Below are 21,724 nucleotides of genomic sequence, written 5' to 3' on the forward strand. Positions count from 1 at the left end.
GGGAGAGGTGTGGGTGTTTTTTGGATATCAGCGAAAACTTTTTCCAAGGCAAAAAAAAGCAGCCTGATCAGGCTGCTTTCATGAAAAGGTGCTTGATATTGTGCTCCCTCAAGCAGGGGAGGAGAGGTTTACCCGAGCGCTGATTTTCAGGTCATCAACGGGGCTCCTACATCGACTATCGCCACCTGAAGGCAGTCGGTTTCGCGCTCTCGATTAAATTCTCTGCCCGTGTGAGGCAGGTGTCAACGGGTGTATTGGACCGTGTGTCGGCGTCTTTTCAGGGGGCGGAAAATTTGCGCAAAGCCTCTGTTCGACGGGGAAACAGATCAATACGTTTGCGAATTAAAATTTCATATCTATTCGTATCTGTATTAATCTGAATTCAAAGACATCGCACATCCAAGGAGGCTATCCATGCCTGCCTCAACCACCGCCCTCAGCCCACAGCAACAACTCGAGACTCCCGAAGCGGGTCGAGTCGCGCTCAAGTTCTTTTTCAACCTCATGGAACGCTGGGGCTGCACCGCCGAGCAACAACGCACCCTTTTGGGCAAAGTCGGCAATACAACTTTCTACAAGTACAAACACTTGCCGCCCAACGTACGTCTGCCCCACGACACCCTGGAACGCATCTCGTATTTGATGGGCATCCACAAAGCACTGAGCATCATCTTCAGCAACAGCCGCGAGCGCGCCTACACCTGGGTCAGCAGCCCCAACACCGCCGCGCCGTTCAATGGCCAGTCGGCGCTGTCTTACATGCTGGCCGGCCGCGTGGTCGACATCGCTGACGTGCGCCGTTACCTCGACGGAGTACGCGGTTGATGGCGCCGGAGCTGGCCGATCCGCAGTGGCCGCGGGCCTATCGGATCGTCAACAGCTGCTTCCCGCCGATCTCGTTGTTCGAAGACGTGCTCGATCCCGAAGACCTGCCCACCGCCTACGCGTTGGAAGCCCTGACCAACGATCGGCTGATGGAAGAAGCCGGGGTGCTCTCCCGCGTACGCCCCGAAGACCGCATCTCCGGCCCTGGCTCCACACCGGTCATGGCCGCGTTCACCCACATCGGCAAAACCAGTCGCTTCACCGACGGCACCTTCGGCGTCTACTACGCCGCCAGCAGTCAAGCCGCCGCCATCGCCGAGACGAGTTATCACCAGGAACGATTTCTGGCTGCGACCAATGAGCCGGACCTTGAGTTGACCATGCGCACCTACGTCAACAAGGTCGTCAGACCCCTGCACGACATCCGTGGCGACTACCCACACCTGCACGACCCGGATCCCAACGCCTACGGTCCCGCCCAGGCCTTCGCCCGCCAACTGCGTGAAACCCTGTCCTGGGGATTGCTCTACAACAGCGTTCGTTTGCCGGGTCATGAATGTGTTGCTGCGTTTCGCCCGCCGGCCGTTTCTATTCCGAGGCAAGGGAAGCACATTCGTTATGTGTGGAGTGCGAGCAGTCGCAAGATTTCGTTTGTGTTTGAAGTTAGTGAGATGTGAGCTCAACGAAACGCAAAAAGCCCCGGTTGACTCGTAATGCTGTTCATTTAGGCGAGACTATTCCGTCATGCTTACCTTTGTGGCGAGCGAGCTTGCTCGCGCCGGGCTGCGTAGCGGCCCCAAAGATCTGACAACCATTGTCGATTTTTGTGAGTGCTACGCACTCAAGCGGGAGCAAGCTCCCTCGCCACAAGTTTCTCACTGACTCAAGACTCGCCGTGAAAACGACGAACGGAACCGATCGTCACGCAATGGCTGTTGCGCAAGATCGGTTGAAGGAACTGAAAAGGGAGCTTCGAACGATGGGCTACAACGTCTAACAGGCGCTTGTGAAATGACGATCTGAGGTGAGGCACCAGCATCGTTGGACGGCAACGTGAAAGTAGTGCGAAAGCCGAGTCTATCGATCACCGGCAAAATTAGCGGCCACTTGCCGCAGTGCGTTTTTCTTCGAAAATACGATGAGGTTTGTCAGCACGGATTGAAGCCGTTTTTGATCGCTGGTGATGGGCCTTACGGTTAGGCCATATTTTCCGTGGCATCTCCATTCAATATCGACGTAGTCATTACACCAAGTAACTAATGATGTTCCCGCCCCCACCTTTATCCCCCCAAACCAACCCCCTACATTGAGCTCCATCCACCTACCCCTTCATCCCGAAGGGAAGGTCACTGGAGACTCATCATGCCTTTTGTCAGCGTGCGCATTACCCGCGATGGCGTTACCTCAGAGCAGAAAGCTCAGGTGATCGCCGAAATCACTGAAACCCTGGAACGCGTCCTCAACAAACGCCCGGACCTGACGCACATCGTGATCGAGGAAGTCGACACCGATAACTGGGGCTATGCCGGGATCACCACCACCCAGTACCGAAAACAACTGGCTGAGGAGCAGGGGCAGTCATGACCGCGTCCGTCACCATCGATTTCATCTCCGACGTGGTGTGCCCATGGTGCGCCTTGGGCGCCACGGCGTTGGAGCAAGCGATCGAGAACGTGGCCGGTGAAGTCTCCGTCGAGCTGACCTTCAAGCCCTTCGAATTGAACCCGGACATGCCGGTGGAAGGCGAGAACGCGGTCGAGCACTTGATGCGCAAATACGGGCGCAGCGCCGAGGAAGTCGCCGCCGGCAAAGCGATGCAGATCGCTCGCGGGGAGGCCATCGGGTTCAAGTTCGATCTGGAGAAGCGCACCCACTTCTACAACACGTTTGATGCTCATCGGCTGTTGTTGTGGGCGTTGCAGGAAGGGCGGCAGGTAGCGCTCAAGCGAGCATTGCTGCGCGCTTACTTCGCCGCCGGCCAGAACCCGAGCGATCACCAGACGCTGGTGTTTTTGGCGGCTGAGACAGGACTGGATGCGGAGCGTGCAGGCGAGATGTTGGCGTCCGGAGCGTTCGCCAACGAGGTGCGTGAACTTGAGGTGTTTTACCGCGAGCGCGGCATCAATTCGGTACCGGCCATGGTGCTTAACGGTCGTCACCTGGTGTCCGGTTCGCAATCGGTCGAGTACTACGAACAGATGCTGAGGCAAATGGCGCAAGCCCCCGCCGAAGCCTGATTGATCACTTTTCAAACCATCATTTATCAGTAGAGGTTCATCATGAGCAATTCGAAAAAAGTCATCGTTATTACTGGCGCCTCCCAAGGTCTCGGCGCAGGCATGGTCAAGGCCTTCCGTGATCTCGATTACCGGGTAGTCGCCACTTCGCGTTCGATCCAGCCATCCACCGACCCGGACATCCTCACCGTTGCCGGCGACATCGGCGACCCGGCGATAGCCCAGCGAGTCATCCGTGAAGCGATCGAACGTTTTGGCCGCATCGACACCCTGGTCAACAACGCCGGGATCTTCGTCGCCAAGCCGTTCACCGCCTACACCCAAGAAGACTACGCCGCTGTGCTATCGGTGAACCTGAATGGCTTCTTCTACATCACCCAACTCGCGATCACCGAGATGGAAAAACAGGGCCGCGGTCACGTCGTCAATATCACCACCAGCCTGGTGGACCACGCCATCGACGGTGTGCCTTCGGTATTGGCGTCATTGACCAAAGGTGGATTGAACGCGGCGACCAAATCCCTGGCCATCGAGTACGCCAAGCGTGGGATTCGGGTGAACGCGGTTTCCCCAGGCATCATCAAGACGCCGATGCATGGTGAGGAAACTCACGAAGCACTGGGGAATTTGCACCCGGTTGGGCATATGGGGGAGGTCAGCGATATTGCCCAGGCTGTTGTTTATCTGGACAGCGCCAACTTTGTCACCGGCGAGATCCTGCATGTCGATGGTGGGCAGAGTGCGGGGCACTAAGACCAGGTTTTCCAAACCCCGGAAACAACAAAGCCCTCGCATTTCTGCGAGGGCTTCGTTTTGTATGGTGCCGGCACCAGACAAACGGTATGTTTCGGCGAGACTAGGTTTTTTGGGCGTCTGGAGTTCGCTGGAAAATTCGGCGTACCCCAACTAGTAACTATAAATAAATCAGCTAGTTATGGCGCTTAGTGGAATCGAACTGGGGCTTCACTGGCGAGTACCAAGTATTCACATTCAGCCTGACCTAGGGCCTGCTAGCGCATCCTAGGGTGAGCACCGCCTCATAGCTCAGTCATCAACGCTTCAATTATCTTGTCGTGTCTTAACTGAATCGCGTCCTTCCCCCAAATCTGCATGTTGGTGACGAACGTGGCTATTTCTCGCTGCTGTGCGTTGTGTGTGTAGGTAGCCAGCTTTCTGGAAAATACGATATTGCCCACGGCACAGTTATGGGATTTGGAAAGCAGTAGGTAATTGCCGAGGCAGTTCAGATATTCAGAGGTGAACGTTTCATCGTATTCATCGTATCCGTGGGGCATGCCTGTGGGTTCACTCCTAGGTGCAATGTGCTCGAGTTCTGGGCTCTGGATTGTGTCAAAACGCTTTGGCATGTAGCCCCGCTGGCCGCGACGCTCTAGGTGAATCTCATATTTCCAGAGCAGGTGCTTGGCTGTTGCATGGTTGATTTCCCCCTGCAGCGCCTCTTCCAATTTCTCGGTATTCCAATAGGCCCACCAGGATTGATCCGTGTTTTTCAACCAATCGATGTGCTCAAGTATCGGGGTGATACTACTGTCTTTAGTGGTGAAGGCTTCATAAACTCCGTTGATTCGAGCGGTAATGTCGGCACGCGTACCAATCAGTCGATGGCGCACGATCAAACCTTCAAAAGCGCTGCACAGTGCACCAATGTCAGTGATCGGCAAAGCGTAGCGATAGGCCTTGATGATAAACGGCAGAGTGATCGCAATCCCACTGAGCGTCACCAACGAATGGATCTGGAAATGTTCCTTCTCGTGCTTGCCAAAAAAATCGGACAGGTGGAGGAAACTAGCAGACAACGATCGGGTGAAAGACTGAATGAACTCGATGGGTTCCTTGCCAGCGAGCATTTTCCCTATTTTTTCTAGAGTATTGCTTTCCCATAGAGAATTGAAGTCAACACGAAGGGTGTATAGCAATACATCATCCTCGTTGATTCGGTATTCAATGGAGGAGATGGATTTGTAGATGTTCTCGAACCGCCCTTTGATTTCGGCGATTAACTGCGCCTTATGATCGTCGTCATGACCATGCAAGTGCACGGTATACATAAACTGCGCCTTGACGACTTCAAGGTTTGAGGGGCGTTTACCGCGGTTGTTCTGAAAGATGAACATCTGAATCGCTTCTGATTCATCTCGCACCGGGTGTGTGGTGCAAACCGCCTGGCAGACGATTGCTAACATTTCGGTCAAATAATCTTCCGATTTATCTCGAAGTTGCACCTTGAAGTAGTCGAATGCCCGAACGATTCGCTGGGCGGATGCGGTTTCAAGGCCATGGTGATCGGTTTTGGATTGGTCAATTACGTAGTCGACGAACAATTGATTGTCATAGTCGACTGTGTTGAAGCGGATTTCGCTGCGCCGCCTTATCATGTCTTCGAAACAAATATGCTCGGGGTCGGTCAATTCGCGAAGGGATTTGAGTCGGGTGAACAGCGCTGCTAGAAACAAGGTCAGGGTAGTCAGACGCTGCTGGCCGTCGATCACCCGAAAGACTTGTCCGGCTTCCTCAAACAGAAAATGCCCGAAGTAGTACGGGCTTCGGGTATTGCTGGCTCGGTACTCTTCCAAGTCCGAAAGGAAGACGTCAGTCTGGGTGCTGCGGCTACTAGTATCGGTGGGTGTCTCCCAGGAATAGGCACGCTGGTATGCGGGAACCACGATGCGGTTGTTGGCCATCATTTTTTGGATGGTTGTTGAAGGTTCCACGGGTAATGTCCTTATAGGCTGCCAAAAATGATGGCCATGGGCCTCATGATCCCTGAATCCCTACTTTTCCACACCGTTTTTTGGCTGTGTGGCTCGCTAAGTTCTAAGAAAGGGGAATACCCATTTTTTGTTCGTGGAGGGAGATTTATACCCCCTCAAATTGAGGAAGTCTCCGCCTACCTTTGGTGGAGGGGGTAGCGTTTCACTACCCCCCCGTAAACGCTACCTGAACTTCCTGGCAAACCTTCCTTTTACCACCCTGGTTAGGTAGCTATTGAGCCCGTGGCCAGATCGGGCGAGCCGCTGCAGCTCGGAAACCACGGCTGCGCCAGGTTGCGTGCCATCGTAGAGATATTTCCATCCATCGCTGAATGCGACGACTATTGATCCTGGTCCAATCTCGTACCCTGCGACGCCTGAATCACCACCTCTGTTTCCGTACCGTTCCATGCTTTCAATCCTTCTGCGATGGCTGACATTGGCGATAGTGGCATGAAGGTTTGGCGGGAGGCACGACAAGTTGGATAGGTAGATACGCGGCCCTGCAGTGATGTTTGTGGTGGGAGTGTTTGCGGCGCGTCTGGTAACGTCGGGTCCGCACCGCTTCAACGCGGTGATATCGTGTCGCCGTTACTGCTGACGCAATGGCACAACCTACAAGGAGGAATGAATGAGCGATGAACAGAAGGTATTAGAGGCACTCCACAAAAATGGGAGCCTGGACAATGAAGAGGATAAGGTTAGGGGGATTGCTCAACGGGCCGTTGATAACGGTTACGACAATCTGAGTCCCCTTCAAAAGAATGTGCTTGCTCCTTTGCTGATTAGAGCCTGCGATGGGGTGACCAATCCGGGCGACCACCACAATGACTGCCAGGCCGTATTAGAAGGCGCAGCTTTGGTTGCAGCTTTGGAGAGCGAGGCTTACTACGAGGCAGTTCTGTGCGAAGACTGCGTCAATGAAACTGAGCAATATGCGCGGGAATGGGAACGTATCCAAGCGGAGTAGTGTTACTCACCAGTCAGACACATTTTAAGACTTGGCGGTCGTTACTCAGCCGCCAAGTCTCCGCATTTACCCATTCCTGTTCACCCTTTTCTCTGAATAGCCAAAATAGGGCCGTATTGGTGGTGCGAGCCTGCTCATTGAGGTGGTGTGATTTTTGGGGAAAAGAGGGGGGCTGTTTACTGCTAGCCCGGTGCTAGCCGAGGAAGCAACAAAAAAGGCCTGCATCGCTGCAATCATTTATTTGTATGGTGACACCAGGAGTCGAGCCGTACTAAAAATAATAATAATATTAATATGTTGCACTCATATTCAGCTCTCATTTACCTCTATTTCTATCCTTAAAAGCTTGGTGCTCACCTTACGTTTTCCGTCTAAGCCCTCGGCGAAGCTGCGCGGCCGGTTATCCTTTGACTAGAGAGCGAGAGCTCCTATGAGATTTCAGCTGCGATGGGTCATCGAGTAAACAGTCAGTTATTGCTGTCAATTTAAAATAGGCAAGCCAGAAACCCTAGGTCTTCAACCGACAAAGATAGAGACAGTTTGCTCAATCACTCACACCCGTAGCCCGATACCTAGCCAACGAAAGATTTCGGGGCTATCTTGATGGAATTGCGCCAAACGCTGCGCCAGTTTCACATGTTTAATTACAAAAAAATCGGTTGAAGGGAATGAGCATGCGATTCGATGGAAGTTTAGAGGAGCTCAAGAAAAAACTTGAACCAATCGCCTCAGCCGGCGAGTGGCGAGAAATAAATAATAACCAACACCAATTTAAAACAAAAAGCAAAGGAATATTAAATTGGTACCCATCAACTGGTGGGATTCTGTTTCAAGGTAAAGCTCATTTTGCTCAAAAACTTAGAGCATCGGTAGAACCGCTCTTGAATACTGAAGCTCATAATGAAGCTGATGCCAGAGAAGTGTCGGGAAGTGCTGAAGAAATAGTTGCGGAGCTATCTGTAGAGGACACCTCAGAAAATACATACTTTATAGACGATACATATTCTGATTCCGAACTTATCATAGGGCTCGTTGGGACAATCGGAACAGATCTTCCCGAAGTATCAAAATTAATAACTGATCGGCTGAAAATATTCAAATACGAAACTAGAAATATAAAAATATCTGCTGATATAATTGCAAACATCGGGAACCCTTCGCAAAGTACACATGAGTTCGACCGAATAAGCTCTTACATGGAAGAAGGTAATAGGCTGCGCAAAGAAAGTCGAGATAATTCGATATTGGCTTTAGGGGCAGCGGCACAAATAAATAAGTCCAGGGGGAAACAAGAACCACTTCGGCGCAACGCTTTTATTATAAATTCATTAAAAAGCCCAGCCGAAGTCCAAAAGCTCAGAAAAATATATTCAGATGGCTTTTTTCTCATTGGCGTACATGCGGATCACACACGAAGGTATGAGTTTTTAACAAAAGACAAATCAATGACAAAAGAGCAAGCCTCTAGACTAATAGAAAGAGACGCAGACGAAAGAGAAGAGTACGGTCAACACACTCGCGATACCTACCATCTTTCAGATTTTTTCATTGATTATAATGGCAATTCTGACTCTCTAAAAAAACAAATATGGAGAATTCTAGATCTGCTTTTTGGAAAGCCATATATAACACCAACATTTGATGAGTATGCTATGTTTATGGCCTTCTCAGCTTCTTTAAGGTCCGCAGATCTTTCCCGGCAAGTTGGTGCCGTACTTACAAAAAACCGCTGCATAATCTCGACGGGGGCAAATGACGTCCCCAAAGCCCATGGCGGGCTGTATTGGCCAGACAAAGATGAAACGACTCAAGAAATCACTGATGTCGCCGATGGCCGAGACTACATGAAAGGAGAAGATTCGAACGCGATCCAAAAGCGGTTAATAATTGAAGGCATAATAGAAGCAGTGCCTGAAAAATATCGAGAGGAGCTGGCACCGCTTATCAAAAACAGTAAAATTAAAGACATTACTGAATATGGGCGTGTTGTTCATGCTGAAATGGAGGCGCTACTTTCCAGTGCGAGATCTGGTGTCAGCACTGCAGAAAGTGATTTGTACTGCACAACATTTCCCTGCCACAACTGCGCTAAACATATAGTTGCGGCTGGAATTAAACGAGTTGTATATGTCGAGCCTTACCCAAAAAGCAAAGCCTTAGAGTTTCATTCAGACTCAATTTCGCTAGACAAACGCAGTAAAAATGTCGTTTTCGAACCATTTATTGGCGTTGGACCTAGAAGCTTTTTTAACCTATTCTCCACAAATCTCGGTAGCGGGTATCCAGTCGCCCGCAAAACTGAGCATGGCCAAACGATTGACTGGAAAGAGACTGATGCTAAATTGCGCACCCAGATGTTGCCTTGTTCGTACATGGAACGTGAAACCATAGCTGCAGCTCTGCTATCAAGGTACATAGAGGAAAACTAATATGAACAGCAACAAGCAAGATTTTATCAATTACCTCAATGAGTCTCGCCGGGTCGTAGAGCAGTGGCCCACCTGGAAGCAAGAGTCTTTGAAGGCTGCGCAGGGAAGCCCACGCTCGCCATCTCCTCCTCGAGAACGCGAAAAAAGCTGACTCCAATTAAAATTTAGGCCGAATCTGCTATCCGATTGACATAGCCTTGGGCATAAATTATCAGCGTATATCCCCTAGCGTTACAATGCATGGGGATGTACTGATATGAGTATCGGCAAATAGTGCCTGCGCCTCAGCACGTCCTAACCGCCGCTTGACGGGCTCCTCTCAAGATCGAGGTCGAACCTCGACATGCTGCGGCAGCGGAGCTGTTTTGGTCTTGGGGCAGTAATGGTAAATATCAGAAACTGATTTGCCACTACACCAGGTATTACAGTCAACTGGGCTATATGGCATGTATGGCCATGCTCAAAAGCAGTACATACGCTTAACACTATAAGGATTATGGCACGAAAGTATCACGTGACTAGACGGAGCACTGGTTTTTTTCCAACGACACTATGCTCCGTCGTATTGAGGTTCCCCTCTATAACCACTGGCGCCAATCCAAAGAGAATTTGGTTCAAATCATTAGCCGTGACATTTAGTTCGTGCGCAATAGATTTAACTGATAATCCTTTGTCGCGCGCATAACTTAGAACTTTTTGTAATACTTGTGAAGTTTCATGAGGCCCAGGATTAATCTCTTTAGTTCTTGCTCCCATACTGGAAAGCTCTATACAAATGCTCCGATAAAGCCACTCAGTCAATATTCCAACTCGGTGCAACCTGAAAGCCAGAGCCATTGCTGAAACGTTCCAAAATTTCTTTAAGCGAATTACATCAGCAGTTGTTCTACACTGCCAACCATACGCTAGAGCACTATCTTTAGGCATTAGCAATGCGGAGGCAAACGCATTAGCCTCATGCTCAACTTCTTTTCCTTTGTTTTCCCCATGCTGATGAAGAACCAGATGGCCAAGCTCATGCGCAGCATCAAAGCGGCTGGCCTCTGCTGATTTCATGGTATTTAAAAAAACAAAAGGAGTAGAACCCCTGCGCCAACAAGAAAAAGCGTTTACTTGGCTAGTTTCTTCCGCAAGACAAAAAACTCGGACTCCCCTGGACTCCAAGAGATGAACCATATTTTTTATGGGCGAATGTCCCAACCCCCATGCAGCGCGAACAGACTCAGCTGCCATTTCAGGATCCATGCCAGACAGATCCGGCACCGACACTTTAGGTAAATCAAATCGTTGATCGATCCAATCACTTAAAAGGTAGGCGATCCCACCTGCCGCCAAGGCAGCATTCTTCTGCGCAGCCGTCATGCGAGAGAAAGATCTAAAGCTGGCATTCTCGTCTGATGGAGCTTGAATGTCAGGCCCGAAAAAAAACTCGACCGGGAAGTCGAGCTTCGAAGCTAAAGCAAGAATACTCTGCTCTGTCGGTGGAGAATCTCCATTTTCAAAGTTTGAAATACTCTTTGTGCTTAGCTCCACCAAATCAGCAAGCGATTTTTTTGTCCATCCTCGCCGCTGGCGTGCAAGTACCAAGCGGCTAGGGTTGAAATCGCTTATATCTCTCATAATTTTGGAATAACCGGAATATCGAGGTTCTGTTCAGGATCTGGCGCACCAAAAGGATCAGGTGTCCCCAGACGGATCGCCGGCATGATAATCCGAGCAGACCAACCGTCAACCTTTCCGTTATCCCCGATTGCAATAGGGCAGGAGAGCTCATACCGAATCTCTTCACCAGCAAGGTCTACGTAATACAGAAGAATCCATAGCATCTGCTCATCATCACGAGACGGGAGCTCCACTGTCGAAGACGCCTCAGAGCGAAACAGATCTCCCTGCCTTGAATTGAACGCTACACTTTTTGAGGTTTGCGCACCTTTAGCATTCTTCGTCTGTGGTGTCTGGTTAGGGTTCCCAGTATTCACATCACCACTACTAACCGTGATTGCGTAACGTCCGCCAGGAGAAACAACTCTTGGCTGGCCCTTGGGGTTAGTCGGCTTCCAGCTTTTCGGGAGAAGAATTGCTCTGATTGCCTGAGTGCCATCAGCCCAGCCGCTCGTCCCAGAGTAGCCTTTTGGATGAAGTGGACTCACCGAAGCAAAAGCTCGATAACACTGCAGAACGACAGAGTTGAGCTCGGCCTCTGACACCCCAATGGCTTCGAGCAACTCTTGATTGGAGGAGGTTTGCAGATTAAAAATTTGCTTCGGCGTCACAGGGATGCCTCCATCAGATTATTTCCGCTTTTATAACATCATTTGATGTTGAAAAATAGGAAGCCCGATGAGATCGGATAGGTGGCAATTTTTTCCTTGGCTTTCCTCGCTTTCGTGACGCCAATGCCTGTTTATGCCGCAATTCTCAAGCAAACGCAGCAAAGCAGATCAGCCTGAAAACGAAAAACATCGTGAAGTTCCTCGCGACGACCTGCTAATTTATGTGGGCGCTTGACGGTGTAAAATTCCCAACAAACGTTCACTAGCGAGGCTGCCATGACCGGGATATCCCTGAACCTGCCGGAAGACCTTTCGAACTCTCTCGCCGATCTGGCCAAGACGAATGGCCAAAGTGTGAGCTACTTGGCGATGGACGTTCTTCGCGACTACATCGAGCACGAGAGGACACTGACTGCACAGATCGAACTTGCGGTAGAGGAAGCCGATCAAGGTAAATTCGCCACCGATGAGCAGGTAGCAGCTATGCGAGCCCGGCGCTGGAGCAGGAATGCGCGTTGAGTGGCTGGAAAAAGCCCTCAAAAACCTGGAAGACGAAGCTAGTTACATAGCCCTTGAAAACCCCAAGGCTGCTGACGACTTCTCCGATGCGATCTTTGCCAGCGTGGACAAGCTGGCCCAATTTCCAGCCATGGGCCGTGAAGGTCGAGTCAAAAATACGCGCGAATGGGCAGTGCCGAACTGGTCCTATCTCATTCCCTATCGAGTACGTGGTGATCGCCTCCAAATCCTCGGTGTGTTTCACACACGGCAACGCCCTCGCACCAAGTGGTGAAGGCGCGTAAAAACGCTCTGGATAGAATGAAATGCCTCTTCCTGCAGTCCGATGCCTAGTGGCCGAATTGCCAAGACTTCCCTAACCGTTTCGTAAGTAACCGCATCGTCAGCACAAAGTAATAGCGTGTCGATTCCGCATGCCTATTCAGGCAGTGATTTAAAAACCACACGAGATGCTTTTGCTGCCACGTCCAGGGATTGTCTCGATGCCAGCGGTCGGCAATTGCAGTCTGAATGGCCGTGGCCTGCCGAATGTGGCGCAAGCAGGTGGCATGCGACCCACTCAGAGCTCCCGCCAGAAACAACTCCATATCAAATACTTTGTTCATACTCGGCCTCCGATGTATGCCGACGCTATATCAATACGTCGATGACCCAGTTCATAGCTGATTTGCACCCGAGCCTCACGATCCAAACGTGGGTCTAGCTGAAAGCAATGACCGCAATTAACGGGCGCAGAATGCTGAGTGATTTGCTCATAGCGTTCACACGCATAGGCCGCCCGCAATTCGTGAAAGCCTTTGAGGTTATGGGTATGCAGGATGTCCCGTGCGGGACGGAGGACTGCCAGTTGGAGGTCTCGGTAGCTTTCATTAGGTGCCAGCAGGTTACGACTACCTTCGGGCGATACATGCTCGGCGTAGTTCAATGCCTCCCGAACATATTCATCTGCAACTATCCAGCGAGGTGCGAACGCTCCCGAGCGACCGCCTTTGGTGCCATCCTGGATGTTGATCTTGCCGAGTTGTTCCGCTTCTCGTTTCAATCGCACGAGGTCCGCCAGGATAGCTTCACGCAAGCGCATGCCGGTCGCTCTTGCCAGCTGCACAATAGCGGTGGCACGTGGCAGATGGTGCTCGCCGAGGGCATTGATGATGCCTTCAAGCTGCTCACGATCCTGGCCTTGCGGCGCGGAGGTGCGAACAGCCGTGCGCTGAATGCCCAGCGCTTTGCTCGGACTCGGCACTTTCACATACTGATCACCGCGAAGTGCCGCCAGGGTGCGGTTGATGCTGGATAACCGATTTTGCGCAGTCGCGATTGCAATCTCACCATGTTCAACTTGTTGCCGCAAATGCCCGGCGTAATCCAGCAAAGTCTGCCGATCAATCTGCCGCGCATCGTTAAACCCTGGCCCATCCTCTGACCGACACCACCGAACAAACGCCTGCCACCGATCACTGTGCGCTTTGACCGTGCCGTAATGTCCGCCGCCAAACAGATCTTTCAGCGCTTGCGGCCCGGCGTAGCTCAGTTGCCGGCCATAACCGAAATTCCGCCCATCCCGTCTACCCACCAATGCCATGATCAAACTCCTCTCGAAGCCAAACCTTTGAAACTTTCCCCACGTCATCCCGCCAAGAATGCTGAGTGTTATCAGGGATCAAGGCCCCTGCGGCCTGTGAGGGTTGTCCACTAACGCGGGACTGGCGGCTCCTTACGACCGGGAGCTTGGGCATCTCATGATCGTGCCTCCTGAGCACTTCCGAGGAAGTGGGCGGGTGGAGGCTGCACTGGCTGACGAGACCGGCGCCGCGAGATCCTGAGTTGGGAGAAGGCAGCGATGCGATGACTGAGGCATGCCTGACTGTCAGTCAGGTGCACTCCATTCCCTGGGCTGCGGCACCATCATCTGCATCGCTGTTGCTGGTGACTTCGGTGTTTGTCACGCCGATTGTCACGAGGGGGAATGCCGCAAAGCCTTGTACGAGTTGGGCTGCAGCAGCGGTAGACGCGCCCGTCTCTTTCCGGGAGAAAGAGACGGGCGCAGGTTGGCGCAAGGAAATGGCCAAGCAATAGGTTGCTGCAAGGCAGCTATGAAAGGGGGAAGTTGCCGCAGTGGGCACACTGGTAAAAGTAGGCATCCATCACTCGGTGAGTGACCGTGCGAGCCGCCGGACGCTAATCGCACTTTGGGTGAACCACCACGGTGTGGCGTAGCCTTAAAGGTTCTGGCTACCTGGGTTGCTGTCAACGACAGCGCTTTGCCCGATCTTTTCTACGCCTGTGGATAATTCGGGTCAAGGCTCGAATTTTCGGGAGTTCTGCGGCTGTGGATGAAATTATCCACCGGTGGAAATCAGTGGTTTTCCACAGACAGTTGCGTGGGCTTTCGATTTTTTAAGTGAGGTCCATCCAAGCAGGGCGGCTTTGCAGCCCCGCTTGGATGGACCCGCGTAGAAGGGCGGACTGCGGTGATCTCATTGGCTTACCCACGTTTGAATGCGCCACGGCTTTTTTGCAGGGCGGTGATGTTGTCACCGACTGGGTGAGCGAATTCGTGAGGCGTCACATGCCCATGGCGGTTGGCGTCGATGTAGTTGCTCCACCACGCCATGATCAGCCGGCGCTGCTCCAGAAATTCAGCTTTGTGGATATACGCGGCGCGCACACGGTTGCGTTCCTTGTGGCTCATTTGTCTTTCGATGGCTGCGTCGGTCCATAACCCGGACTCAAGCAGGGCGCTACAGGCCATGGTCCTGAAGCCGTGACCGCATACGTCCTTGCTGGTGTCATAGCCGACGTTGCGGAGCATGGTGTTCACTGTGTTCTCGGACATGGGCTTCCAGTACTTGTGGTCGCCCGGTAGCACCAACTCTGAAAAGCGACTGAGGCTGCGCAGGCGCTCCAGTATTTCGATGACCTGCGGCGATAACGGAACCATTTGAATGTCGCCGTTCATCTTGGTCCCTCGTGTGGAGTTGCGTACCCCTTCAATCGGTGCGCGTGTATCGGGGATTTCCCACATGGCGCGTTTGAGGTCGAACTCACTCCATCGCGCGAAGCGCAGTTCGCTGGAGCGGACGAATACATGCAACGTCAGCAGGACGGCGAGGCGCGTCAGCTCGCGGCCGTTGTAGTTGTCGATACGGTGTAGCAGTTCGGGTAGGCGGTTGAGGGAGAGGGCCGGGCGATGGACTGTGCGCGGCGCGTGAATCGAGCCTGCCAGATCCAGTGCAGGATTCATGGTGATCTGCCGAGCCCTTTTGGCCCCGCGCATGATGGTGGATAAGTAGTTCTGTACCCGTAACGCCACATCCATGGTGCCGCGTTCCTTGATGCGCTGGGTGATCTCTAGCAGGTCATGGGTATCGAGTTCAGCGATGGGTCGTTGGCCGATCAGCGGGAAGACGTGGGTACGCAGTCGGCTCATCACGGTTTTTGCGTGTCCTTCGGTCCAGCGACGGGACATGTCGGCGTGCCACTCCAGAGCAACGGTTTCGAAAAGCAGTGCCGCCCGCTGGGCTACGATCTTGGCCTTCTTCTTTTCTTCCATTGGGTCGAGGTTGTCGAGCAGCAACGCCTTGGCTTCGTCTCGCTTACGTCGTGCGACGGAAAGGGTAACGATGGGGTAATTACCGATGATGAGCGTACCTTCCTTGCCGCTGGGCTTGGTGTACTTCAAGCGCCAGGTCTTCACGCCATTGGGTTTGACGAAAAGGTACATGCCGCCGCCGTCGAACAGTTTGTAGGCGCGTTCGCGGGTTTTGGCCGTGCGGCATTGCAGGTCGCTGAGGGGGATCGCTAGACGTGGCATAGGGGTACGCGCTCCTGACCGGGAAATCGCAGTACCCCTAACATACCCTCGGGGAAGGGGGATTTTGTTGGATCCCGACAGAGGGTCCTGGAACGAAAAAACCCGCCAAAGGGCGGGTTTTCGGGGCTTCCAGAGCATTCGGTGGAATGCAATGGAGCTTAATGTGGTGCCGGCACCAGGAGTCGAACCCGGGACCTACTGATTACAAGTCAGTTGCTCTACCAACTGAGCTATACCGGCGTGTTAGGGCGACGATTATAGCGATTGGGTTGGTTCTGTAAACCCCTGAATTCAGACTATTTTTGCGCAGGCTTTCGGTCAGGCGCGAACCAGTACTTTTTTGAGTTTCTGAAGGGTGCGCCAGATTCGGCTGTTTTGCATGGCTCGCAGCTGCGCTTCAGCGTGTTCGGCGCGTTGCAGGGCGGCGGCGAGGTGGTTTTCGGGGTCAGTGACGGGGTGGCTGAAGTTGTGGCCGCGGCAGAACTGGAAGTCGTCCAGGTTGCACGGCGGGATGTCGAAGGCGGGTTTGAGGGCCAGGTGTTCTTCAGCGAGGTAGTAGGTGTTGATGCCGTCGAACAGGATGGACTTGTAGCCGGCGTCGGTGACGAGGGTTTCCCAGGTCTGGTCGCGTTCCCATGGGGTTTCGATGAGGATGATCCACGGCCGCCATTGAGTGAAGTCCATGCCGCGCAGAACGGTTTCTTCGTGACCTTCGACGTCGATTTTCAGGAAGTGGATCGGGCGGTTCCGGGCGTATTGTTCGCAGATGGAAGCCAGGGTGCGGGATTTGACGGTCTGGCTGCGCACGTCCAGGCCGGCGTCTTTGTGTTGCTGGGCCAGGGCGGGGTCAAGGGTCGAGAGGCCAGTGCCGGCGATGCCGTAGAAGGTCAGATCATCGGCGCTTTCGCCGGCCACGCATTGCAGGTTGATGTCGTTGGTGCGTTGTTGGCACAGGGCGTCGTAGTAATTTGGCATGGGTTCGACGTTGATGCCGGTCCAGCCACGGTCGTAGAAGGCTTTGGTGACGGAGTCTTGGGTGGGGTCGTTGGCACCGATGTCGATATAGAAGCCGTTTTCGACGTATTTGAGGGCGCGCCACAGGCGGATGTCTTCGAAATTCTGTGCGTAAGAAATGAACGTCACGGTTGCATCCTGTCGGTCAGATTGTTCTGTTCATGGCCGCACTGTCGGCGCCCCTGCATGCTGGTATAGCAAGGGGTGTTGCAAGGCGCAATTTTCCGCTGTGGGTGTCCGGTATTCGGCGGTTATGTCGTTTTGATGAAATGCTTATGCACAATGGACTAGGGGCGATTGCCTGTTCATTACGATTTTGTAGACTCGTTCTCATTTATCCGCAAATGCCTGTTTTGCGGGTTTTTTATTTGTGTGAACAAAAAATGACCAGCAATGTTTATGGCATAAAACAGCGTGGATATTGGATCCACGATAATTCCATCAACAGAGTTATCCACAGGCTGAGGCTGTTTAAGGGCGTTCTGCCAAGAGCAGGAAATTGCGTGGTGTGAGTAGCGTTTCACAGAAGGTGCCGAGGCGAACGGTATAACCCTGCTCAATGAGGAAAAGTGCCCGATCAAGTACCAGCCACAGCTCTAGCGGCCGTCGGAAAAGGCCTCGCAGCAGCTCCAGGTTGCGCACTTGGGCCAAGCGCTGCCAACCGGCGGCTTGCAGTGTAGTCCAATCTGGCGCGCCGACTGTGGATAAGTCTTTGAGTGCAGCCAGATCGCGGCAGTAATTGGCGAAAGGTTTGTCCAGCCAGGCGCTGGGCAGAGAAGGGGTCGGCAGGTATTCATCGACGCCGCGCAGTTGCCGTTGCAGCAGGTCGAACGCCAGGCGCCGGGCCATGGAAGTGTCGCGCTGGCGTCGGACGCGAGCGCCGGCGGTGACGGTTTCGCTCATCGGCAGCGCCAGATCATCGAGTGAGAGATGCAGGTCGGAGCGCTCAGCCGCACAGGAAAGCGGCTGATAGGTGTTCAGACTGATCCGGTTGTAGCAGCAGGGTGCGATGGCCAGTTGTTTGCAACCGGCGGCGCTGGCGAGCTGGATCAGCCGCACATGCAGATCACCGCAGGCGTGCAGCGCGACAGGCGTGTGATCGGCATTCAATAAAAAGGCTGCGCCAGTCGCGAGTACATCCTGCTCGACATGTAATGCATGCAATTGATGACGCTGGCTGAGCGCTCGGCCGCTGGCGACCAGCGTCGGATCGTATTCCAGGCAGGTCAGTTGTTGCCCGGTTTGCAGCAGGCGTCGCCCCAAATGGCCTTTGCCTGAACACCAATCCAGCCAATGCTTCGGCGCCGAAGCGAACTCCAACCGACTGGCGAAGGCTTCGATCTGCTGCCATTTGCGTCCCGGAACATCCACGTTCAAGCGATGGCCTGCCACTTCAAGTGCATGAGTCGGCAATTCACCCACCGCGCTCAGTTCAGCAGACATCGCCGCCAATGAAGCAAACGGCTTCGGCGCATCGAGCAAACAAGGTTGGTTATGACTGCTTTCCGCATCCTCCAACGAGCGCCCGCGTAGCCAAAACGCCAACTCCGGGTAGGACGCTTCCCAAGGCAATTGCAGATGAGTAAACGGTCTAGGCTTCCACAGCGCCTGATACTCGATCAGAAAAGCATCCAGCGCGGTGAAGCGGGCGAGCAGGGCCTCGCCCGTCAGCACGCAGGCATCAACGCCCTTGGCAGGCATCGACGCGCAACCAGCGCTCCAGCAGCTTGAAGCCACGAACCAGCACGTAAGCCATCAGCAGGTAGAACATGCCCGCCGCGAAGAAGATCTCCACCGGCAGGTAGGTGCGGGCAATGATAGTGCGGGCCATGCCGGTCAATTCCAGCAAGGTCACGGTACTGGCCAGGGCGCTGGCCTTGAGCATCAGGATGACTTCGTTGCTGTAGGCCGGCAGGCCAATGCGCGCGGCACGGGGCAGCATAATGTAGAACAGCGCTTTGGGCCGGGACATGCCCAGCGCCCGAGCCGCTTCAATTTCGCCCGGTGGAATCGCCTGAATCGCACCGCGCAGGATCTCGGCGATGTAAGCCGCGGTGTGCAGGGTCATGGTCGCCGTGGCGCACCAGAACGGATCGCGCAGGTACGGCCACATCGAGCTGTTACGCACCGCGTCGAACTGCGCCAGGCCGTAGTAGACCAGGAACAGCTGAACCAGCAACGGTGTGCCACGGAAAAAGAAGATGTAGCCGTAGGGGAATGCCCGCACGTACCAGAGTCGCGACGAGCGAGCGATGCCCAGCGGAATTGCCAGCAGCAACCCGGCGATCACGGCGATAGCCACCAGCTCCAGGGTCAGCGTCGCGCCCTGAGCCAGTTTCGGCAGCCACTTGATGATGACTTCCCAGTTCATTGGGTGCTCCTCGCGAAGCCGCGAGCGGCGCGTCGTTCCATAAAGTGCATGCCGATCATGGCCAAAATGGTCAGGCCCAGATACATGAAGGCGGCCACCATATAGAAGGTGAACGGTTGCTTGGATATGGTCACGCCGATTTGTGTGTGACGCATGATTTCTTCCAGGCCGATGACGGAGACCAGCGCGGTGTCTTTCATCAGGATCATGAACAGGTTGCCCAGGCCGGGAAGGGCGATGCGCCACATCTGCGGCATGATCAGCCGGGTAAAGATGCGAAATTTCGACAGGCCCAGGGCCACGCCGGCTTCACGGTGACCCTTTGGGATCGCCAGAATCGCACCGCGAAACACTTCCGTGGCGTAGGCGCCAAAGCACAGCCCCAGCGCAATCACGCCGGCGGCGAAGGCGTTGAGTTCGAGGTCGGGGTTGCCGAAAAACTCGCCCAGGGCACGCATCAGGTTGACCGTGCCAAAGTAGATCAACAGCACCCAGAGCAACTCCGGGATGCCGCGAACCAGCGTGGAATAAGTGCCGCCAAGCCATTGCAGCGGCTTGTACGGGGAAGTCTTGGCCAAGGCGCCGAGCAGACCGAGCACCAGCCCCAGGCACAAGGCCGAGAGTGCCAGTTTCACAGTCATCAGCGCACCGGCGGCGAGCGCCGGGCCGAATCCGTAGAGGTCGATAATCATGGATTTCTTTTCAAATCGCGGCAGGCAATGCCAAGGACTGGCGCCGTCAGCGAACGGCGCCGGTCAGGCAGGTCAGAATCAATAGATGCTGAACGGGAAGTACTTGTCGTTGATGCTTTTGTAAGTGCCGTCAGCGACGATTTCCTTCAGCGCGGCGTTAAGCTTCTCGCGGATCGGGTCGTTCTTGCGAACAGCGATACCGATCTTGTCACTTTCTTCAACCGGGTCGCCCTTGAATTCGTAAGCACGGCCGGCGTCGCTTTTCAGCCACTCGTAGTTGACGTACTTGTCGGCCAGGATGCCGTCCAGACGACCAGAGGTCAGGTCCAGATAGGCGTTTTCCTGGGTGTCGTAGAGTTTGACTTCAACGCCTTCCATGTTGTCTTCCAGCCAGGTGCCGGCCAGAGTTGCGCGTTGGGCGCCGATCACCTTGCCTTGCAACGAAGCCTTGTCGGTTTTGAAGTCGACGTTTTTCGGCGCGATGAACTGCAGCTTGTTGGAGTAGTACGGGGCGGTGAAATCCACCGCTTGCTTGCGTTCTTCAGTGATCGACATCGAGGAGATCAGGAAATCGAACTTCTTGGCGTTCAGGGCCGGGATGATGCCGTCCCAGTCGGACGTAACCACGGTGCATTCGACTTTCATCTTGGCGCACAGGGCATCACCGATATCTTTGTCGAAGCCGACGACATTGCCACTGGCATCTTTGTTGTTGAACGGCGGGTAGGCCGCTTCGATGCCCATCTTCAAAGTCTCGGCGGCGGCACCGGCGCTGAAGGCCAGGGTGACAGCAGCGGCCAGGAAGATTTTTTTGTAGTTCTGCATGCGGGTAGCTCCGTTAGCGGTTGCTGGACATGAATTGTTTGCACCGCGCCGAAAGCGGGTTTTCGAACACCTGCTGCGGCGATCCTTGTTCTTCTACCAGGCCCTGGTGGAGGAACACCACTTCACTGGAAACCTGACGGGCGAAGCCCATTTCATGAGTCACGAGCAGCATGGTGCGGCCTTCTTCGGCTAATGCGCGGATGACATTAAGTACTTCCTGGACCATTTCCGGGTCAAGGGCGGAGGTGGGCTCGTCGAACAGAATCACCTTGGGTTGCATCGCCAGGGTACGGGCGATGGCCGCGCGTTGCTGCTGGCCGCCGGAAAGTTGCGCCGGGTAGGCGTGACGCTTGTCAGCGATGCCGACCTTGGCCAGCAAGGCTTCGGCGACTTCGATGGCTTCGGCTTTGCTTTGGCCGAGCACGCGGCGCGGGGCTTCGATGATGTTGTCGAGCACGCTCATGTGCGGCCAGAGATTAAAGTTTTGAAATACAAAACCAATCTCGCTACGCAGGCGATTGATCTGCTTGCCGTCGGCAGCGACCAGTTCGCCGTTCTTGGCGGCTTTGAGCTTGAGTTCTTCGCCGGCTACCAGGATCTGGCCCTGGTGCGGGTTTTCCAGCAGGTTGATGCAACGCAGGAACGTGGACTTGCCGGAACCGGAGGAACCCAGGATCGAGATCACGTCGCCGTCGCGGGCGGTCAGCGAGATGCCTTTGAGCACCTCCAACTGTCCGTAGCGTTTGTGCAAGTTGCGGATTTCAAGCGCGGGCGTGGCCTCAGCCATGTGCGTTCCTCATAGTGTTTTGCGCTCCTGCTATTGGCGGCCTTCCTGGCGAGGCGGCCAAGCTAGCATAGCGTTCGAATGGCAGCCAACAGCGCTACGGACGGTAAACGGGTGGCATGTGGCAGGTTGTCGCATCGGCACAGCAGACTGTCGCCCCATCAACAACCGAACAGTCGTTTGAACTGGCTTCGGCGTGG

General features: G+C 54.0%; 21 protein-coding genes, 1 tRNA gene and 1 pseudogene. 9 read left to right on the forward strand and 14 right to left on the reverse strand.

The window, feature by feature from the left end:
* Positions 1–414 precede the first annotated feature (414 nt).
* Positions 415–825 carry an MbcA/ParS/Xre antitoxin family protein gene (locus BK662_RS33160; RefSeq protein WP_123361087.1) on the forward strand — a complete coding sequence of 137 codons (411 nt, stop codon included), beginning with the start codon at positions 415–417 and terminating at the stop codon, positions 823–825.
* Complete coding sequence (locus BK662_RS33165; protein ID WP_123361088.1) at positions 825–1,502, forward strand: RES family NAD+ phosphorylase; 678 nt, start codon at positions 825–827, stop codon at positions 1,500–1,502. The genes BK662_RS33160 and BK662_RS33165 overlap by 1 nt, the downstream gene beginning before the upstream one ends.
* Before the next feature lie 321 nt (positions 1,503–1,823).
* Here the strand turns inward: BK662_RS33165 and BK662_RS35660 are convergent.
* Positions 1,824–1,907: pseudogene (locus BK662_RS35660) on the reverse strand (helix-turn-helix domain-containing protein); the annotation flags it as partial.
* Positions 1,908–2,187: 280 nt separating this feature from the next.
* Between BK662_RS35660 and BK662_RS33180 the strand changes: the two are divergent.
* From BK662_RS33180 to BK662_RS33190, 3 genes are read left to right on the forward strand one after another with little or no spacing between them, the layout of a single operon-like run.
* The gene (locus tag BK662_RS33180) at positions 2,188–2,409 is read left to right on the forward strand and encodes a tautomerase family protein (RefSeq protein WP_123361089.1); all 222 of its coding nucleotides are present in this window, start codon (positions 2,188–2,190) and stop codon (positions 2,407–2,409) included.
* A complete protein-coding gene (locus tag BK662_RS33185) occupies positions 2,406–3,062 on the forward strand; it encodes a DsbA family oxidoreductase (protein ID WP_123361090.1) in 657 nt (218 codons plus the stop codon). The genes BK662_RS33180 and BK662_RS33185 overlap by 4 nt, the downstream gene beginning before the upstream one ends.
* A gap of 42 nt (positions 3,063–3,104) precedes the next feature.
* On the forward strand, positions 3,105–3,815 hold the full coding sequence (locus BK662_RS33190; RefSeq protein WP_123361091.1) for an SDR family NAD(P)-dependent oxidoreductase: 711 nt from the start codon (positions 3,105–3,107) through the stop codon (positions 3,813–3,815).
* A gap of 284 nt (positions 3,816–4,099) precedes the next feature.
* On the opposite strand, the gene BK662_RS33195 is transcribed toward BK662_RS33190, so the two are convergent.
* Entirely contained in the window at positions 4,100–5,794 is a 1,695-nt protein-coding gene (locus BK662_RS33195; RefSeq protein WP_259695978.1) for a GmrSD restriction endonuclease domain-containing protein, read from the reverse strand.
* A 670-nt stretch (positions 5,795–6,464) separates the two neighbouring features.
* Here BK662_RS33195 and BK662_RS33205 point away from each other — a divergent pair.
* Both BK662_RS33205 and BK662_RS33210 read left to right on the forward strand, forming a co-directional pair.
* A complete protein-coding gene (locus tag BK662_RS33205) occupies positions 6,465–6,803 on the forward strand; it encodes a hypothetical protein (RefSeq protein ID WP_123361093.1) in 339 nt (112 codons plus the stop codon).
* A gap of 674 nt (positions 6,804–7,477) precedes the next feature.
* Entirely contained in the window at positions 7,478–9,232 is a 1,755-nt protein-coding gene (locus BK662_RS33210; protein WP_218273952.1) for an anti-phage dCTP deaminase, read from the forward strand.
* 510 nt (positions 9,233–9,742) lie between these two features.
* Here BK662_RS33210 and BK662_RS33215 read toward each other — a convergent pair.
* Both BK662_RS33215 and BK662_RS33220 read right to left on the reverse strand, forming a co-directional pair.
* Positions 9,743–10,852 (reverse strand): helix-turn-helix domain-containing protein, encoded by a 1,110-nt coding sequence (locus BK662_RS33215; RefSeq protein ID WP_123361094.1) that lies wholly within the window; start codon positions 10,850–10,852, stop codon positions 9,743–9,745.
* Positions 10,849–11,505 (reverse strand): hypothetical protein, encoded by a 657-nt coding sequence (locus BK662_RS33220; protein ID WP_123361095.1) that lies wholly within the window; start codon positions 11,503–11,505, stop codon positions 10,849–10,851. Before BK662_RS33220 ends, BK662_RS33215 begins: the two co-directional genes overlap by 4 nt.
* A gap of 276 nt (positions 11,506–11,781) precedes the next feature.
* On the opposite strand from BK662_RS33220, the gene BK662_RS33225 reads away from it, so the two are divergent.
* Both BK662_RS33225 and BK662_RS33230 read left to right on the forward strand, forming a co-directional pair.
* Complete coding sequence (locus tag BK662_RS33225; protein WP_010453436.1) at positions 11,782–12,024, forward strand: CopG family ribbon-helix-helix protein; 243 nt, start codon at positions 11,782–11,784, stop codon at positions 12,022–12,024.
* Positions 12,014–12,298: a type II toxin-antitoxin system RelE/ParE family toxin gene (locus BK662_RS33230; protein WP_102059943.1), complete on the forward strand. Its 285-nt coding sequence runs from the start codon at positions 12,014–12,016 to the stop codon at positions 12,296–12,298. Before BK662_RS33225 ends, BK662_RS33230 begins: the two co-directional genes overlap by 11 nt.
* 55 nt (positions 12,299–12,353) lie before the next feature.
* Here BK662_RS33230 and BK662_RS33235 read toward each other — a convergent pair whose 3' ends face one another.
* The 10 genes from BK662_RS33235 to BK662_RS33285 all read right to left on the reverse strand — a co-directional run bounded on the left by BK662_RS33235 (position 12,354) and on the right by BK662_RS33285 (position 21,527).
* Positions 12,354–12,629, reverse strand: coding sequence for a hypothetical protein (locus BK662_RS33235; protein WP_102059944.1), 276 nt, complete (start codon positions 12,627–12,629; stop codon positions 12,354–12,356).
* Positions 12,626–13,606 (reverse strand): integrase domain-containing protein, encoded by a 981-nt coding sequence (locus BK662_RS33240; RefSeq protein ID WP_123361096.1) that lies wholly within the window; start codon positions 13,604–13,606, stop codon positions 12,626–12,628. Before BK662_RS33240 ends, BK662_RS33235 begins: the two co-directional genes overlap by 4 nt.
* Before the next feature lie 903 nt (positions 13,607–14,509).
* Positions 14,510–15,838: a tyrosine-type recombinase/integrase gene (locus tag BK662_RS33250; RefSeq protein ID WP_123361097.1), complete on the reverse strand. Its 1,329-nt coding sequence runs from the start codon at positions 15,836–15,838 to the stop codon at positions 14,510–14,512.
* A gap of 164 nt (positions 15,839–16,002) precedes the next feature.
* Positions 16,003–16,078: transfer RNA gene (locus BK662_RS33255), tRNA-Thr, on the reverse strand.
* Positions 16,079–16,156: 78 nt separating this feature from the next.
* Complete coding sequence (locus BK662_RS33260) at positions 16,157–16,981, reverse strand: FkbM family methyltransferase (protein WP_123361098.1); 825 nt, start codon at positions 16,979–16,981, stop codon at positions 16,157–16,159.
* 342 nt (positions 16,982–17,323) lie between these two features.
* Complete coding sequence (locus BK662_RS33265; RefSeq protein WP_123361099.1) at positions 17,324–18,553, reverse strand: methyltransferase; 1,230 nt, start codon at positions 18,551–18,553, stop codon at positions 17,324–17,326.
* Positions 18,534–19,223 (reverse strand): ABC transporter permease, encoded by a 690-nt coding sequence (locus tag BK662_RS33270; protein ID WP_123361100.1) that lies wholly within the window; start codon positions 19,221–19,223, stop codon positions 18,534–18,536. Before BK662_RS33270 ends, BK662_RS33265 begins: the two co-directional genes overlap by 20 nt.
* Entirely contained in the window at positions 19,220–19,915 is a 696-nt protein-coding gene (locus BK662_RS33275) for an ABC transporter permease (protein WP_123361101.1), read from the reverse strand. The genes BK662_RS33270 and BK662_RS33275 overlap by 4 nt, the downstream gene beginning before the upstream one ends.
* Positions 19,916–19,993: 78 nt before the next feature.
* Positions 19,994–20,740 (reverse strand): ABC transporter substrate-binding protein, encoded by a 747-nt coding sequence (locus BK662_RS33280; RefSeq protein ID WP_123361102.1) that lies wholly within the window; start codon positions 20,738–20,740, stop codon positions 19,994–19,996.
* Between the two features lie 13 nt (positions 20,741–20,753).
* Positions 20,754–21,527 (reverse strand): ABC transporter ATP-binding protein, encoded by a 774-nt coding sequence (locus tag BK662_RS33285; RefSeq protein ID WP_007897462.1) that lies wholly within the window; start codon positions 21,525–21,527, stop codon positions 20,754–20,756.
* Between the last annotated feature and the right edge of the window lie 197 nt (positions 21,528–21,724).

Source organism: Pseudomonas frederiksbergensis (genome assembly GCF_003732275.1).
GTDB classification, from domain to species: Bacteria; Pseudomonadota; Gammaproteobacteria; order Pseudomonadales; family Pseudomonadaceae; genus Aquipseudomonas; species Aquipseudomonas frederiksbergensis_H.

Bases quoted from the DNA above. Each gene is read 5' to 3' on its own strand.
- BK662_RS33160 (WP_123361087.1), top strand. From the start codon at position 415: ATGCCTGCCTCAACCACCGCCCTCAGCCCACAGCAACAACTCGAGACT.
- BK662_RS33165 (WP_123361088.1), top strand. From the start codon at position 825: ATGGCGCCGGAGCTGGCCGATCCGCAGTGGCCGCGGGCCTATCGGATC.
- BK662_RS33180 (WP_123361089.1), top strand. From the start codon at position 2,188: ATGCCTTTTGTCAGCGTGCGCATTACCCGCGATGGCGTTACCTCAGAG.
- BK662_RS33185 (WP_123361090.1), top strand. From the start codon at position 2,406: ATGACCGCGTCCGTCACCATCGATTTCATCTCCGACGTGGTGTGCCCA.
- BK662_RS33190 (WP_123361091.1), top strand. From the start codon at position 3,105: ATGAGCAATTCGAAAAAAGTCATCGTTATTACTGGCGCCTCCCAAGGT.
- BK662_RS33205 (WP_123361093.1), top strand. From the start codon at position 6,465: ATGAGCGATGAACAGAAGGTATTAGAGGCACTCCACAAAAATGGGAGC.
- BK662_RS33210 (WP_218273952.1), top strand. From the start codon at position 7,478: ATGCGATTCGATGGAAGTTTAGAGGAGCTCAAGAAAAAACTTGAACCA.
- BK662_RS33215 (WP_123361094.1), bottom strand. From the start codon at position 10,852: ATGAGAGATATAAGCGATTTCAACCCTAGCCGCTTGGTACTTGCACGC.
- BK662_RS33225 (WP_010453436.1), top strand. From the start codon at position 11,782: ATGACCGGGATATCCCTGAACCTGCCGGAAGACCTTTCGAACTCTCTC.
- BK662_RS33230 (WP_102059943.1), top strand. From the start codon at position 12,014: ATGCGCGTTGAGTGGCTGGAAAAAGCCCTCAAAAACCTGGAAGACGAA.
- BK662_RS33235 (WP_102059944.1), bottom strand. From the start codon at position 12,629: ATGAACAAAGTATTTGATATGGAGTTGTTTCTGGCGGGAGCTCTGAGT.
- BK662_RS33240 (WP_123361096.1), bottom strand. From the start codon at position 13,606: ATGGCATTGGTGGGTAGACGGGATGGGCGGAATTTCGGTTATGGCCGG.
- BK662_RS33250 (WP_123361097.1), bottom strand. From the start codon at position 15,838: ATGCCACGTCTAGCGATCCCCCTCAGCGACCTGCAATGCCGCACGGCC.
- BK662_RS33265 (WP_123361099.1), bottom strand. From the start codon at position 18,553: ATGCCTGCCAAGGGCGTTGATGCCTGCGTGCTGACGGGCGAGGCCCTG.
- BK662_RS33270 (WP_123361100.1), bottom strand. From the start codon at position 19,223: ATGAACTGGGAAGTCATCATCAAGTGGCTGCCGAAACTGGCTCAGGGC.
- BK662_RS33275 (WP_123361101.1), bottom strand. From the start codon at position 19,915: ATGATTATCGACCTCTACGGATTCGGCCCGGCGCTCGCCGCCGGTGCG.
- BK662_RS33280 (WP_123361102.1), bottom strand. From the start codon at position 20,740: ATGCAGAACTACAAAAAAATCTTCCTGGCCGCTGCTGTCACCCTGGCC.
- BK662_RS33285 (WP_007897462.1), bottom strand. From the start codon at position 21,527: ATGGCTGAGGCCACGCCCGCGCTTGAAATCCGCAACTTGCACAAACGC.